The 13,219-nt window shown below is 63.0% G+C and carries 15 protein-coding genes; 7 read left to right on the top strand and 8 right to left on the bottom strand.

Annotated elements, in window-relative coordinates; all coding sequences use genetic code 11:
• Window position 1: 1 nt before the first annotated feature.
• Both CLU90_RS05785 and CLU90_RS05780 read left to right on the top strand, forming a co-directional pair.
• The gene (locus tag CLU90_RS05785) at window positions 2–1,099 is read left to right on the top strand and encodes a hybrid sensor histidine kinase/response regulator (RefSeq protein WP_092708774.1); all 1,098 of its coding nucleotides are present in this window, start codon (window positions 2–4) and stop codon (window positions 1,097–1,099) included.
• Window positions 1,092–2,105 (top strand): response regulator, encoded by a 1,014-nt coding sequence (locus CLU90_RS05780; RefSeq protein ID WP_092708771.1) that lies wholly within the window; start codon window positions 1,092–1,094, stop codon window positions 2,103–2,105. The genes CLU90_RS05785 and CLU90_RS05780 overlap by 8 nt, the downstream gene beginning before the upstream one ends.
• 63 nt (window positions 2,106–2,168) lie before the next feature.
• On the opposite strand, the gene CLU90_RS05775 is transcribed toward CLU90_RS05780, so the two are convergent.
• Window positions 2,169–2,696, bottom strand: a complete 528-nt coding sequence (locus tag CLU90_RS05775; protein WP_092708768.1) for an SRPBCC family protein — start codon at window positions 2,694–2,696, stop codon at window positions 2,169–2,171.
• Window positions 2,697–2,923: 227 nt separating this feature from the next.
• Between CLU90_RS05775 and CLU90_RS05770 the strand changes: the two genes are divergently transcribed.
• Both CLU90_RS05770 and CLU90_RS05765 read left to right on the top strand, forming a co-directional pair.
• Window positions 2,924–3,709 carry a DNA/RNA non-specific endonuclease gene (locus CLU90_RS05770; protein ID WP_092708765.1) on the top strand — a complete coding sequence of 262 codons (786 nt, stop codon included), beginning with the start codon at window positions 2,924–2,926 and terminating at the stop codon, window positions 3,707–3,709.
• Window positions 3,710–3,730: 21 nt separating this feature from the next.
• Window positions 3,731–3,985, top strand: coding sequence for a hypothetical protein (locus CLU90_RS05765; RefSeq protein WP_092708762.1), 255 nt, complete (start codon window positions 3,731–3,733; stop codon window positions 3,983–3,985).
• A gap of 30 nt (window positions 3,986–4,015) precedes the next feature.
• Here the strand turns inward: CLU90_RS05765 and CLU90_RS05760 are convergent, their stop codons facing one another.
• The 7 genes from CLU90_RS05760 to CLU90_RS05730 all read right to left on the bottom strand — a co-directional run bounded on the left by CLU90_RS05760 (window position 4,016) and on the right by CLU90_RS05730 (window position 11,174).
• The gene (locus CLU90_RS05760; protein WP_092708759.1) at window positions 4,016–4,615 is read right to left on the bottom strand and encodes a hypothetical protein; all 600 of its coding nucleotides are present in this window, start codon (window positions 4,613–4,615) and stop codon (window positions 4,016–4,018) included.
• Window positions 4,612–5,436: a hypothetical protein gene (locus CLU90_RS05755; protein WP_198511150.1), complete on the bottom strand. Its 825-nt coding sequence runs from the start codon at window positions 5,434–5,436 to the stop codon at window positions 4,612–4,614. The genes CLU90_RS05760 and CLU90_RS05755 overlap by 4 nt, the downstream gene beginning before the upstream one ends.
• 108 nt (window positions 5,437–5,544) lie before the next feature.
• Window positions 5,545–8,409, bottom strand: coding sequence for a M16 family metallopeptidase (locus CLU90_RS05750; RefSeq protein ID WP_232731091.1), 2,865 nt, complete (start codon window positions 8,407–8,409; stop codon window positions 5,545–5,547).
• An 87-nt stretch (window positions 8,410–8,496) separates the two neighbouring features.
• Window positions 8,497–8,829: a type II toxin-antitoxin system RelE/ParE family toxin gene (locus CLU90_RS05745; RefSeq protein WP_092708750.1), complete on the bottom strand. Its 333-nt coding sequence runs from the start codon at window positions 8,827–8,829 to the stop codon at window positions 8,497–8,499.
• Between the two features lies 1 nt (window position 8,830).
• Complete coding sequence (locus CLU90_RS05740) at window positions 8,831–9,118, bottom strand: type II toxin-antitoxin system Phd/YefM family antitoxin (protein WP_092708747.1); 288 nt, start codon at window positions 9,116–9,118, stop codon at window positions 8,831–8,833.
• Window positions 9,119–9,199: 81 nt separating this feature from the next.
• Window positions 9,200–10,117: a sensor domain-containing diguanylate cyclase gene (locus tag CLU90_RS05735; protein ID WP_442906732.1), complete on the bottom strand. Its 918-nt coding sequence runs from the start codon at window positions 10,115–10,117 to the stop codon at window positions 9,200–9,202.
• 157 nt (window positions 10,118–10,274) lie between these two features.
• A complete protein-coding gene (locus CLU90_RS05730) occupies window positions 10,275–11,174 on the bottom strand; it encodes a sensor histidine kinase (protein ID WP_092708744.1) in 900 nt (299 codons plus the stop codon).
• Window positions 11,175–11,462: 288 nt separating this feature from the next.
• On the opposite strand from CLU90_RS05730, the gene queE reads away from it, so the two are divergent.
• Genes queE through tadA form a run of 3 tightly spaced genes read left to right on the top strand, consistent with a single transcriptional unit; the run spans window position 11,463 to window position 13,056 of the window.
• Window positions 11,463–12,098, top strand: a complete 636-nt coding sequence (queE, locus tag CLU90_RS05725; RefSeq protein ID WP_034785949.1) for a 7-carboxy-7-deazaguanine synthase — start codon at window positions 11,463–11,465, stop codon at window positions 12,096–12,098.
• Between the two features lie 9 nt (window positions 12,099–12,107).
• Window positions 12,108–12,554: a 6-carboxytetrahydropterin synthase QueD gene (gene queD, locus CLU90_RS05720; RefSeq protein WP_035819191.1), complete on the top strand. Its 447-nt coding sequence runs from the start codon at window positions 12,108–12,110 to the stop codon at window positions 12,552–12,554.
• Entirely contained in the window at window positions 12,547–13,056 is a 510-nt protein-coding gene (tadA, locus tag CLU90_RS05715; RefSeq protein WP_092708741.1) for a tRNA adenosine(34) deaminase TadA, read from the top strand. The genes queD and tadA overlap by 8 nt, the downstream gene beginning before the upstream one ends.
• Window positions 13,057–13,219 lie beyond the last annotated feature (163 nt).

The raw sequence follows: 13,219 nt of genomic DNA, 5'->3' as shown, positions 1-13,219 counted from the left end.
CATGGACAGCGATAGCCGCGCCTGCGTGCTGTACGTGGATGACGAAGCGCTCGCCTGCAAGTATTTCGAGCGTGCCGTCGGGTCCCGCTACCGCGTACTGACGGCGCAGAACGTCGATGCGGCGCTGGCCTTGCTGGAAGACGAGGCTGGCCAGGTCGACGTGCTCGTCACCGATTACCGCATGCCGGACCGCCTGGGCAGCGAATTGCTGCAGGAAGTGGCGCAGCGCTATCCGCACATCGTTTGCATGCTCGTCACGGCGTATGCGGACAAGGACGTGCTGCTCGAGCTGATCAATGGCGGTTCGCTGTTCCGCCTGCTGGAAAAGCCGCTCGACCTGGCCGCCATGCAGACGGCGCTGGAACTGGCCGTGCAGACGGGCCGCGAGCGGGCCGCGCGCCGCCAGGGCCTCGTGGCGATGGAGGAGTCGCTGGCCTTCCTCGCCCATGAATTGAACACGCCGCTGGCGGCCATCGCCAATTTTGCGCGCGGCATCGAACGGCGCGCGCAGGCGGATGCGGCACAGCAGCCCGAGATTGGCGAAGCGGCGGCCCTGATGCACGACAATGCGCGCTATTGTTTGTCCGTGCTGGCCAGCTTTGTCGATACGGTGCGCCTGGCCAGCGCCGGGCCCGGCATGCAGGGCGGACGCCGCGCCGGCAGCGCGCGCCAGCTGCTGGCCGCCTTGCTCGACAGCTATCCCTTGAGTACGGCCCAGCGCGCCGCCATCACGGTCGAGGAGGGCGACGATTTCGCCATTGCCGAGTCACCGAACTGCGTCGCGCTGATATTATCGTCCGTGCTGGCGAATGCCTTGCGTTCTGCCGGCGAGCAAACCCATCCTGAGATCGGCATCCGCATCGAGGCCGGCCGCATCACGGTGCGCGACAATGGCGCCGGCATCGCCCCCGAGATTGTCGAACAGCTGTTGATCGACCCCGTCGGTGCCAGCGGCAACGAAGGCAAGGGATGGGGCATGGTGTTTTGCCACCGCATGATGCAGTCGTTCGGCGGCAACCTCGATATCGCCACCGAGTTCGGCACGTCCACCACGGTAACCCTGAATTTTCCAGTACATATAAGGAACGAGCATGATTGACGCCAATCTGCGTTTACCGGCTCAGCGTGAGCCGGCGCAAGGCTTGCCGACGATACTCTATGTCGATGACGAGGCCAACGCCCTCAAATACTTCCAGCGCGCCATCGCGCCGCTGGCCGACGTGCTGACGGCCACTTCGGTCGAGGAGGGCAAGCGCATCCTCGACGAGCAGGCCGACCGCATCGCCGTGCTGGTCTCCGACCAGCGCATGCCCGGCGCCTACGGCAACGAATTGCTGTCGTATGCCTGGGACCGCCATCCGCACATCGTGCGCATTCTGACCACCGCGTATTCCGAACTCGAGCACACGGTGGAAGCCGTCAACCAAGGCCAGATCCACCGCTACATCCAGAAGCCGTGGGATATCGCGGCGCTGCGCATGGAACTGAAACAGGCGCTGGAACTGGCGCGCTTGCGCAACGAACACGCCCAGTTGCTGCGCGAAAAGCTGATGGTGCGCCAGCGCCAAGCCGTCGCCAACCGCATCGGCACCCTGTACGCCCTGTGCGCCAGTCTGGCCGGTCCGGAACAGCAACTGCCCGTGGAAGCGTATTTGTCGGCGGCCCTGACGGCCGGCGTGACGCCGCCCGAACCGGACTGGCTGCTGATGGATTATGCTGACCTGGTCAGCTCGGAAGCCTTCCGCGGCACGGCCTTTGCCGCCGCCGTGCGCCAGCAGCTCGACACGCTCGAGCGCGAGCATCCGGGACGGGGCGTGGAGCAGGCGATCGACATGCTGCTGCCCGTATTCGGCGCGGCGCTGCAAAACCACGGCGGCACGGCGCTGTTCCTCGATGGCCGGCTGCTGACGGAATTCCTGGAAACGCCGACCACGGCGCCCGTCTCGGCCATCCACTCGTTCTGGCTGGCCAGCTTGCTGTGGCTGGCGCGGCGCGGCTGGTCCCTGCAGTTGAGCAAGACGGAACTGGGCTTGCAGGGCAAGGTGGTGCAGGCTGAACCGGCGCTCACGCCCGATCACCTGGCGGCCTGGATCGAGCAGTTCTGACGGGGTAACAAGGGGGTACCAGGTAAAACAGGGCCGCGCGGGCCCTGTTTGCTGCGCGCGGACTCAGCGTTCCGCGGCCGCCTTCAGGTTGTTCAAGCCTTTTTCAAAATCCTTGCCGATCATCCTGTCCATGCTGACGAACACCGTCATGACCTTGCTGACGTAAGGGCTGGGGCCCGTCATGGTCCAGTTCACCTTGGTGCCGTCGCCCTCTGGCGTCATGGTAAACGTGGTGGTGTTGTGGCTTTCGAACGGTTTGAGGAAGTCCAGCTTGATGACGGTGCGTTCGGGCTGGGCCGCTTCCGTGATTTCCATGCGGCCGGCGCCCACCTTGTCATTGCCTTGCCATGCATATTGCGCGCCCTGGCCGTTGGCGGGACCCGCAAACGTGCGGCGCATGGCGGGATCGAGCTTTTCCCACGGCGACCAGGCGGCCCAGTAGTGGAAGTCCGTGATCAGGCCAGCGATTTTCTCGGGCGGGGCCTTGATGGTGATTTCGCGCTGGACACTGAAGGTATCGGGCTTGGTGGTGGCATAGCCGAGGATGGCGGCGACGACGACTACGATCAGCAGCAGGGTTTTTTTGATCATATGCTCTCCAAATCTTGAATGGTCGATGCGAACGAATCAAGGCAATCTTAGCAGATATGAATGGCTGTGCGCGGCCTGTTGGCCTTTATTTGCACCAGCTTTGCGCAGGGCCGCCCGCACGCCCATCCTGCGCCACGCACAGGCGCGCACGCCAGGTTTGCGCGGGTTTGTGGTGATGGCCGCCGTCCGCTAGAATGCTGGCCTGCAACGATTTCACTTAGGGAAATATGATTCAACGATCGATCGCCAGGCTGACCCTGGCGTGCGGCTTGCTGGCGTCCGCCTTTGCCGCGAACCTGGCGCATGCCGATGCCTGTCCCGCCCATTACGTCGATGGCCGCAAGCCGGAAATCACCAATCCCAAGCTGGACGTGGCGACCAAGGAGCTGTGCTACAACGTGTTTGGCGTAATGCACTCGGGTATCACGCGCACGCCGCTGTGGTCGGCCGAGCACCTGACGGCCAACAATCTCGAAGCGGCGCAGGACTTGTCGCGCGAAAACTCCTTCCACGCCGAACGCAAGCTGCCCGCCGCCCAGCGCGCGGAGCTGGCCGACTATGCGCGCAGCGGCTTCGACCGCGGCCACATGGCGCCCAACGGCGACATGCCGGACCGCGACAGCCAGCGCGACAGCTTTACCCTGGCCAATATGGTGCCGCAAGATTCGCGCAACAACCGCTATGTATGGGCCGGCATCGAAGGCGCCGTGCGCAAGATGGCGAAGAAGGAAGGCGACCTGTACGTGATCACGGGCCCGGCTTTTATTGGCGGCAACTTGCGCAAGGTGGGCCGGGTGATCGTGCCCAGCCATCTGTACAAGGCCGTGTACAGCCCGCGCCAGCGCGCCGGCGCCGCCTACTTCATTGAAAACGTCGATACCAAGACGTATGAAGTGCTGAGCATTGCGCAACTGGAAGACAGGATAGGCATCGATCTGTTACCGTCGCTGACGCGCCAGCAAAAACTGCGCATGCTGAGTTTGCCCAAGGTGAAGAGCAAGTCCAGGAAATAAGACCGTCAAAAAGGAAATCCCATGTGCGCAAAGAAATTCGTCCCGTATGCCAATGAAAGCGATGTGCTGGAAATCGGCAGCCTGACCATCGAGAACCGGGTCGACCGCATCAGCATCAGCGGCGACGTCGACCTGACCCAGGACAAGCCGGGCCTGGCCCTGGCCAAACAGCTGCAAAAACTGCTGGCCGACGTGGTGGCGCAGCTGGAAAAGCAGGAACTGCCCGAGCAGCTGCCGCCGCCCGAGGTGACGTCGGTGGCCAATCCCTTCGAGTGAGTTGGCCATGGCCGGGCTGCATTAGTATCGTCAGACCAGGCCCGGAAGCCGCTTGAGTTCGGCCAGCAGCAAATCCCAATGCCAGATTTGCTCTGGAATATGCAATGCGCCGCCCGGCCCCGGGCGCAGCATGACTTCGGTTGCCACGCCATTTGCCATGAGCTCGCGTTGCGCCCACTGCATCACGCGACGCTGGCCCGTCAGCCAGCTGCGATGTTCAGGCGACAGCAGCGCCAGGGCGTGGGGCAGGCGACAAGCTAGGGTTTGCCGCAGGCGGACGACTGCTGCTTTGTCTGACCGCTCAAAGGCGGGCTCAAGCACGTAAGCCTGGCCGGCCGCGTCACGGACGTCATATTTATCCTGCAGGTAGTGACTGACACGGTTTCCGCTCACAACGGTCTCGATCTTGCCTGACAGGACGTCAAGCAAGAATGCATTGACGCCGACGTAGCAATGCTCGCTGCGGCCATGTACCACATATGCCTCTGAATTGGCACGGATGATCCAGTAGTCGCCGCGTTCGGACAGGATGCAACACTGGATCGCGTGCTTCACGTAGCGCGGCGACTGCGTGTCGCCTTCGCAGAACTGCAATATCATCGCTTGTGCAGCGTCAGCGCTGATCATCATTTTCGCGGCCCCTGTGACCACTGCAGATAATGCAGGGCAATCGCGATGCCGTTCATGGCGATGGCCCAGTTCCGCAGTTGCCACAGCGACGGCCCCATTTGAACAGCGTACGGTGACACATATTTATAGAAAAACATCTGCACCAGGTACAGTGCGAATGCGGTGGCCAGGATGCTGGCCCTGGCCAGGCGTCCCGGTGTGTTGCCCACCCACTCCGCGATAAAAATGATCGGCAAGGTAATAAAGATCAGCTTGTCGCGATGCAGGCTTGCCGGATAGATCTCGGTAATGCCCAGTACAATCGCATTCAGGCACCAGTAGGCATAGATGGCAGCGATGATGTACAGGCAGGCGCCGATGCGCCGCCGGCCGCCAGGGCTGGGAGACGGCGCTTGCATTGATGCAAAGTACAGCCGGGCATCCTCGCGGTACAGCAGGTAGAGGAAGGCCGCGAACGCCGGTATGGCAAACAGCAGTCGCAGGGCGAGGCTGCCCTGTGCCGGTGCATCGATGGCGATCATGCACCCCATGCCCATGGTGCCGGCAATGACGTAGGCCACGCGGGCCCAGCGTTGTGCGCAAAGCAGGCCCATGGCAATGAAAAAATTGGCATAGCCGCATGCTTCAAGCAACTGCAGCGCACCGGACGTCACGTGGCGGCCAAACAGCATGAAATAAGTGACCATGCCGCCCCCGTTCATGAGTAACAAATAGGCTATCACCGTGACGGCTGCGGGACGCGGGCGTCTCGCCTGGCCACTGTCGGGCATGGCAGGCGGGAGCGTCTGCGGTCGTGGAGTATCGAATACTTCGGATGTCATGAGGATGTACGTGCCATGAGTTTGCTACGGCAGGGCGCGCGGCAGGCGCCCGTGCGAAAGAAATCCCATCCGACGGCCTGTATCGGATGGGGCTGATACAGCGCCGGCTTACCTGGCAAACGCCTGCGCCGCCGGTGTCACGGTGACGGCCGCAGGCTGGATGTTCAGCTGCATCGCGCCGATGACCTTGTCTTCATCGAGCAAGGCCTGCGGCTTGTTGCCGTCGTACTTGATGGGAGAAAACGCATCGCTGACGAGCTTATCCTTCAACCCGGCCGCATCCTTGGCGACGATCACCACGGACAGGTTCTTTGCCGACAGGTGCTGCTTGATGGCGCGGTTGACGTCCGCCACCGTCAGTGTCGACAAGCCGTCACGCATCAGCTTGGTGAACTCGGGCGTGCCATACCATTGCGAATCGAGCGCATAGCCCAGTTGCTGGTCCTGCGTCGACGTCATGACGAAGACGTTCTTCATCAGGTAGTCGCGCGTGGTGGCGAAGTCGTCCTGCGTGAGACCATTGTCGATCAGCTTGCCCAATTCCGTCAGGGCCACGCGCAGCGCGAAGTGGGCATTGTCCGGCGCCACGGGGCGTATCCAGACTTCGAACAGCTGCGCCTTGCGGCCCAGGTTCGGGTTCGGGAAAAACTGGTACATGCCACGCGGGAAGGCTTCGATGTAGGCGTAATCGCCATAGTTCATGCCGCGGATTTCACGGATGCGCTGGTACAGATAGGAATTCGAGGCGCGGTGCTCGCCCAGCCACGTTTTGGCCAGCCACAGGGCGGGGAAGTCCGGGTGCGTGCGGGTCACGTCCAGCGGCAAGCCGAAGGAAATGGCCGTGGCGCGCGTGTTTTTCTCGATGATTTCCACTTCCAGGCCGTTCGCCTTGCGGCCCACGGGTTTCACGGTGGCCGGCAAGCCCGAACCGGCCGGCAGCTTGCCCAGCGCCTGCGTCAGCGACGCCGTCATGGCATCCGAGACGTCGCCGGACATGCCCACCTTGACGGCGCCTTGCGCATACGCGCTCTTCCAGAACTGTTTCACGTCGTCCAGGGTGATGGCGTCGATGCCGGCGACCGTGCCCAGTACGGGGTGGCCGTACGGCGTGCCTGCGTACACATTGGTTTGCAGGCGTTCCTTGGCGAATTCCTCTTCGTTATTGTCTTTCAGGTCCAGCAGCAGCGCGTTCTTTTGCGCATCTTTCAGGCGGCGGAAGTCGTCTTCCCGAAAACCGGGCGAGAGCAGCAGGGGCAGGGCGATGGCGTTGAACTGCGTCCAGTTATCCTTGTGGATGGAACCCGTAAACGTCGTCATTTCCTTGTCCGTCTGCTGGCTGAAACTGCCGGCCAGCGGGAACAGTGCCTGGTTGACTTCATCGATCTTGCGCTCGGAAGAGCCGCCCGACGCCACCATGGCGGCCGTCAGCGCGGCCAGGCCTTCCTTGCCTTGCGGGTCTTGCGCGGAACCTGCCATAAACAGCAGCTTGTAGCGGATTTGCGGCAGCGCCGACTTTTGCACCAGCACGTCGAACTTCGCGTTCGAGGCGGCCGGCAGCAGGCTGGCCAGCTTCGGCGTGGTGGCGATGGCGGCCGCCATCGGCTGGTGCGACAGGGTCGTCACCACCAGGCCCTCGTCCGTCAGGTATTTGCGCGCGGCCGCCTGCAGGTCGGCCGGCGTGAGCGTATCGATCAGGCGGTAGTACTGGTTGATGGTGGCATACGAGCGGTCGAAATGCACGAAGGACGCCAGGGTGCCGGCGATCTGCTCCGTATTGTCGAGCGAGCGTATCAAGCCGTATTTTTCGGCCGACTTGGCGTCCGCCAGGTCTTGCTCGCTCACCGGCGTGTCGCGCAGCTGCGCCACGGTGGCCAGGATGGCGTCGCGCACGTAGACGGCGTCATCGATGTTTTTCACGCGCGCGCCCAGCACGGCCAGGGTCGGATCGACCCGCTCCGGCGTCATGTCGAACAACTGGTCGACCTTCTGTTCATTCTGCACCAGGCGTTTATACAGGGGCGAGGTGCGGCCGAACGACAGCGACAGCAACGTTGCCAGTGCCGCCTGGTCCTTGTCCTTGACGGAAAACGCGGGCGCGTGGAAGCCGACGGCTACCCACGGCAGGGTCGGCGTGGGCCAGGCCACGTGCTTGTAGACGGGGCCTTGCGGTTTCGGCTCGACGGGCACGGCCGCCTGCTGCTTGCCGCGCTGCCAGCCGCTCCAGTATTTTTCCACCAGCGCGATGGCTTGCTGCGGCTCCACGTCGCCGGCGATGATGATGGTGGTGCGCTCGGGACGGTACCAGCGGTCGAAGAAGAGCTTCGAATACGCGTACTGGTTCGGCATGTCCTCGATGTCCTGGATGAAGCCCATCGTCGTATGCTTGTAGGTATGCGTCGTGTAGGCGCTGTCGCGCATCACTTCGAACAGTTTCGACACGGGATTGGCGCTGTTCTTGTTGTACTCGCCCAGCACGGCGCGCGACTCCGTCTTGAACGCGTCTTCCGCGTAGTCGAGGTGCTGGAAGCGGTCCGCTTCCACCTTCAGCACGGTTTCCAGGTCCTGCTTGGCAAACGTCGTGTGGTAATTGGTCAGGTCGTCGCTCGTATACGCGTTCTGGCGCGCGCCGGCGCGGGTGATGACTTCCTGGTATTTTTCGGGCGGATACGCCTTGGTGCCGCGGAACATCATGTGCTCGAAGAAATGGGCGAAGCCGGACTTGCCCGGCTCGACTTCATTGCGCGAGCCCGTCTGCACGGGTATCTGCAGCGAGACGAGGTTCGGAAAGCCGGTCGGCACGATGATGATCTTCAAGCCATTGGCCAGGGTCTTTTCTGTTGCCTTGAATGGCAGCAAATCGGCCTTGCTGGCGGCGGCGCTGTGGGTGGTGGCCGGTTTGACGGGGGCGGCGCCCAGGTTCGACGAGGCCATGGCCGACAGGGCCAGGGCGAAAGCGGGTAACAAGGCAGGCATGATTCTTGACACGGGGGCTCCTTCTTTTTGGAAATGTGGAAAGTGCAACACCGCAGCATAGAAGATTCGTGCCGCCCTGCATAGGGCCTAGAAGTCGGGCCGCAGGATGCGCTTGGTGAGGTGGCTCAGAAAATCGCGCCGGACGGGCAGGAACATGCGGATGTAGACGATGTCGTGCGCGCGGTCGTGGTGGTAGATGACGCGGATATCCTCGCACAGGCGTTGCCGCACATCCATGCCGACTTCGCGGGCGGCCTCGACGGGCACGCCGCTGTCGGGAAAGGATTTCAGATCAGAGAATAATTGCCGGAAAGCGCAGATGAACTGCGCATGGGCGGCGGCCGTATGGCGCGCCCTGAAGTCGCTGCGCAGCTCATGGAAATCGGCTTGCGCGCTTTTCAGCACGGCGATGCGCGTCATTTCAAGCCTGGTCGAGGCTGGACAGGAAGTCTTCTTCGGACACCACGTCGCCGCGCGCGATGTCCTGGTTGCCCATGGCGACCAGTTTCATGAACGCATGCTGTTCCTGCATCTGCCGCGCCTGCCGCTTGCCTTCCTGATACGCGTGCATGGACAGCACGACCATCTTCGCTTCGCCATTTTGCGTAATGATGATGGGCTCGTCCTGGCCAGCGTCAAAGCCGTTGACGATCTCCGTCGTATTGGCCTTGAGATAGGAAATCGGCTTGATGCGTTCCTTGAGGTTCATGGTAGCTCCGCGATTGAAATGTGCGACAGGACTAAATATACACCAAATTTGGTCGTGTTTCCTGATGCTGGTACTTGTTGTTTACGTCAGCGTCGTTTCCGGCAGGCTGATGCGGTTGCGGCCCAGGTGCTTGGCGCGGTACAGGGCGCAGTCGGCCGTGTGGATCAGCTGCCCCAGTTCCGTGCCGGGACCGGGCAGGGCCGTGGCGGCGCCGATGCTCACGGTAACGCAGGCGCCGTCGGCGCGCTGGCGCGGCAGTTGCAGGCGCTCGACGCGCTGGCGGATGCGCTCGGCCACGATGGCCGCGCCCTTGAGCGACTGATTCGGCAGGATGACGGCAAACTCTTCGCCACCGTAGCGGGCCACCAGGTCGTTGGCACGCATTTCGCTGGCCACGGCGCCGGCCACCTTGCGCAGGCACAGGTCGCCGCCCTGGTGGCCGTGGCTGTCGTTGTATGCCTTGAAATTGTCGACGTCGGCCATCAGCAGCGACAGGGGCTGCTCTTGCCGCTGGGCGCGCTGCCACTCGGCCAGGAGGGTGTCGTCGAAGCAGCGCCGGTTGGCCAGCCCCGTCAGGCCGTCGCGCGTGGCCAGGCGTTCCAGTTCCACGTGTGCGCGCTTTTCCTCCGTCATGTCGCGCAGGGTTTCGACGACGGCGATCAGCTCGCCGTAATTGCCGTAGATGGGGCTGGCATCGACGGCCAGGTAGCGCCGCCGTCCCGTGCGCGGCATGTCGCACCAGTTTTCCGCGCACAGATTGCTGCCCGTGCCGCTGCGGTATTGCTGCTGCGCGTGCAGGGTGCGCACGTCGCCGCCGCGCCCGGCCAGCAGCAAATCGGCCAGGGTGGGGCGCTCATCGTTGTAGAAGCAGCGGCCCGGCGCGCGCGCGCCCAGCACTTCGGCCGCCGGCACCCCCGTCAGCTGCTCGCAGGCGCGGTTCCAGATCATCACCTTGCCATGCACGTCGAGTACGAAGGTGGGCACGACCAGCAATTCCATCATCTTGACGGCGAAACCCTGGGTTTCACCATATGGCGATGGGCTGGCATGTGCATGGCTATCCGGCATGAAAGCGTCCTTCCTGGGCGTGAATGGGGCTGGCTCGCAGACCATGATGCAGCGTGGCGCGCCGATGATGTTGATATTGGGCAATATTTCAATGGTGGGCCAACGTTTCATCATGGCAGATCGGCAAGGGGAGCGACACGCGCAAGGTGGTGCCGGCGCCGCTGCGGCTGTCGATGTGCAGGCTGCCGCCCGCGGCGGCCACGCGCTCATGCATGCCGGACAGGCCGCAGCCGAGGCGCGGCGGCGAACCCGACAACCCGATGCCATCGTCGCTGATGCGGCAAGTCACGGTGGCGCCCGTTTGCTGCAAGGACAGCCGGACATGCGTGGCGCGCGCATGGCGGGCAATGTTCGCCAGCGCTTCCTGCGCCACGTGGTACAGCAAGGCGTCATGCGCGCGGCCGGCGGATGCATCGAGCCGGTAGTCGCAGCCGCAGCCGATGCCCGTGGTGCGCGTGAAGTCGGCCAGCAGTTGCTCGCACGCCGCTCGCAGGCCCGCGTCGAGGGCGGGCGGGCGCAGGTCATGGATGACGCAGCGCAGCGCCGCGATGGTCAGGTCGACATTGCGCGCGATCACGGCCAGCTGTTGCGCCAGGTGGGGAGCCGCGCCATGCGTGCCGGTTTGCAGCATGGACAGGTCGATCTTCAGGGTCAGCAGATGCTGGCCCAGGTCGTCGTGGATGTCGCGCCCGATGCGCAGGCGCTCCTGCTCGCGCGCCTGTTGTTGCCCCCTGGTCAGGCGCGCCTGTTCGGCGTCCTCACGCAGCTGGTCCAGCGCCTGCAGGCGCAACGCCTGGCGGTGCTGGCGCCACAGCAACAGCGCCAGCGCGCCGAGCAGGACGGCGCAAGCCACCATCAAGGGTGGGGCGACGCCGGCCGGCGGCACCGGCCCGGCCGCGTATCCGGCGTGCACGGTGGAGAGTGCGCTGGCCGCCAGGCAGGCCAGAATGCTCAGGAGGTACGGCAGGCGTAGCCAGCGTTGCATCATTTCCTCGCTCCTAAATGTTTTCCAACAGGCAATGTTATTACAGAAAATATATTAACCCATGGCTATTAATATTGTCTAAACGCAAAAGCTGCGCAATTATGCGTGACGCTGTGGCTTTCCGGCCCATTGGCGCCGCCAGGTCAGGTGACGGGAACGGCATTTGCACGGGAAGTGTCGTGGCGGCATATAATAGAGGGTTGTCAATCGGCTTTTGCGGTTCCGGCGGCATGCGCCGGCATCGCTGCGTACGCCCTGCGCGAGGACGCCAGCCAGCTCTTAGGAAATACAGTGACTTATAGCATCAAAGAGATTTTTTATACCCTGCAGGGCGAAGGTGCGCACGCGGGCCGTCCGGCCGTGTTTTGCCGCTTTTCCGGCTGCAATCTGTGGACGGGCCGCGAAAGCGACCGGGCCACGGCCGTGTGCCAGTTCTGCGACACGGATTTCGTCGGCACGGACGGCGAACTGGGCGGCAAGTTCAAGACGCCGCAGGAATTGGCCGCGCTGATCGACAGCCTGTGGCCGGCCAGCTACGCGCCGAGCAAATACGTGGTGTTTACGGGCGGCGAGCCACTGCTGCAGCTGGACACGGCCCTGATCGACGCCATGCACGCGGTCGGTTTTACCATCGCCATCGAAACCAACGGCACCTTGCCCGTGCCGGCCGGCGTGGACTGGATCTGCGTCAGCCCGAAGATGGGATCGACCCTGGTCGTGCACAAAGGCAACGAAATCAAGGTGGTGATTCCCCAGTTCCAGCAAGACCTGGCTGCTTACGAACAACTGGATTTCGAGAATTTCTTCGTGCAGGCGATGGATGGCCCACTGGCCGCGCACAACATGAAGCTGGCCATCGAAACGTGCAAAAGCAACCCGAAGTGGAAGCTGAGCCTGCAAACCCATAAACTCCTGCAAATACCTTAATAAAATAACATGCTGACTATCACACGCAAGCTCGAATTCGACGCGGGCCACCGCATTCCCGACCACAAAAGCCAGTGCCGCAACCTGCACGGCCACCGCTACACGGTGGAAATCACCCTGGTCGGCAAGGTCATCGAAGCGGAAGGCAATTCCGACAATGGCATGATCATGGACTTTTCCGACGTGAAAACCCTGGCCAAGCAACATCTGGTCGACGTCTGGGACCACGCCTTCCTCGTCTACGAAAAAGACACGGCCGTGCGCGACTTCCTGGCCAGCCTGCCCGACCATAAGACCGTCGTCATCGACCGCATCCCGACCGTGGAAAACCTGGCGCGCATCGCCTTCGAGATCCTGAAGGCGGCGTTTACCGACCATTTCGGCACGGGCTTGCACCTGCATAAACTGGTGCTGCATGAAACGCCAAATTGCTGGGCAGAAGTGACCGATGACTGAAACGCACGCTGGCGCGCAGGACGCGCGCTACATGCAGCTGGCCCTGGAGCAGGCACAGCACGCGTGGGAGCTCGGTGAAGTGCCTGTCGGCGCCGTTGTCGTCAAGGATGGCGTCGTCATCGCCGTCGGCTACAACCAGCCCATCGGCCGCCACGACCCCACGGCGCACGCGGAAGTGATGGCCTTGCGCGCAGCCGCCGAAAAGCTGGGCAACTACCGCTTGCCCGGCTGCGAGCTGTACGTGACCCTGGAACCGTGCGTGATGTGCTCGGGCGCCATGCTGCATGCGCGCCTGGCGCGCGTCGTGTATGGCGCAGGCGACCCGAAGACGGGCGCCTGCGGTTCCGTGTTGAACCTGTTCGAACAGCCGGCGCTGAACCACCAGACCGCCATCGAAGGCGGCGTGCTGGCCGACGAGTGCGGCGCGTTTCTCAAGCGTTTCTTTGCCGAGCGCCGCCGCGCCCAGGCCGAAGCGCGCAAGCTGGCCAATCCGCAGGGCTAGCGTTCCGCGGAATAGGGCAGGGCCGCCATGGGCCTTCCCGGCATGCCAGCCATCCCGGCTGGCATTTTTTATAATTGTTGCGAAATAACATCTGACTAGACCAATTGCCATTCTCAAATGAGAATGATTCGTGTTACAGTATTGTTTTCGCCAGCAAACTTCC

Origin of the sequence: Janthinobacterium sp. 67, from assembly GCF_002797895.1 — a bacterium.
Lineage (GTDB): Bacteria > Pseudomonadota > Gammaproteobacteria > Burkholderiales > Burkholderiaceae_D > Janthinobacterium.
Note: the sequence above shows the minus strand (reverse complement) of the source record. Positions and strands in the feature narration are given on the sequence as shown.

Excerpts from the sequence above, each read along its gene's own strand:
- CLU90_RS05770 (WP_092708765.1), top strand. The coding sequence starts at position 2,924 with ATGATTCAACGATCGATCGCCAGGCTGACCCTGGCGTGCGGCTTGCTG.
- CLU90_RS05740 (WP_092708747.1), bottom strand. The coding sequence starts at position 9,118 with ATGAACCTCAAGGAACGCATCAAGCCGATTTCCTATCTCAAGGCCAAT.
- CLU90_RS05765 (WP_092708762.1), top strand. The coding sequence starts at position 3,731 with ATGTGCGCAAAGAAATTCGTCCCGTATGCCAATGAAAGCGATGTGCTG.
- queD (WP_035819191.1), top strand. The coding sequence starts at position 12,108 with ATGCTGACTATCACACGCAAGCTCGAATTCGACGCGGGCCACCGCATT.
- CLU90_RS05730 (WP_092708744.1), bottom strand. The coding sequence starts at position 11,174 with ATGATGCAACGCTGGCTACGCCTGCCGTACCTCCTGAGCATTCTGGCC.
- CLU90_RS05735 (WP_442906732.1), bottom strand. The coding sequence starts at position 10,117 with ATGGAATTGCTGGTCGTGCCCACCTTCGTACTCGACGTGCATGGCAAG.
- CLU90_RS05750 (WP_232731091.1), bottom strand. The coding sequence starts at position 8,409 with ATGCCTGCCTTGTTACCCGCTTTCGCCCTGGCCCTGTCGGCCATGGCC.
- CLU90_RS05745 (WP_092708750.1), bottom strand. The coding sequence starts at position 8,829 with ATGACGCGCATCGCCGTGCTGAAAAGCGCGCAAGCCGATTTCCATGAG.
- CLU90_RS05780 (WP_092708771.1), top strand. The coding sequence starts at position 1,092 with ATGATTGACGCCAATCTGCGTTTACCGGCTCAGCGTGAGCCGGCGCAA.
- tadA (WP_092708741.1), top strand. The coding sequence starts at position 12,547 with ATGACTGAAACGCACGCTGGCGCGCAGGACGCGCGCTACATGCAGCTG.
- CLU90_RS05760 (WP_092708759.1), bottom strand. The coding sequence starts at position 4,615 with ATGATGATCAGCGCTGACGCTGCACAAGCGATGATATTGCAGTTCTGC.
- CLU90_RS05755 (WP_198511150.1), bottom strand. The coding sequence starts at position 5,436 with ATGACATCCGAAGTATTCGATACTCCACGACCGCAGACGCTCCCGCCT.
- CLU90_RS05785 (WP_092708774.1), top strand. The coding sequence starts at position 2 with ATGGACAGCGATAGCCGCGCCTGCGTGCTGTACGTGGATGACGAAGCG.
- CLU90_RS05775 (WP_092708768.1), bottom strand. The coding sequence starts at position 2,696 with ATGATCAAAAAAACCCTGCTGCTGATCGTAGTCGTCGTCGCCGCCATC.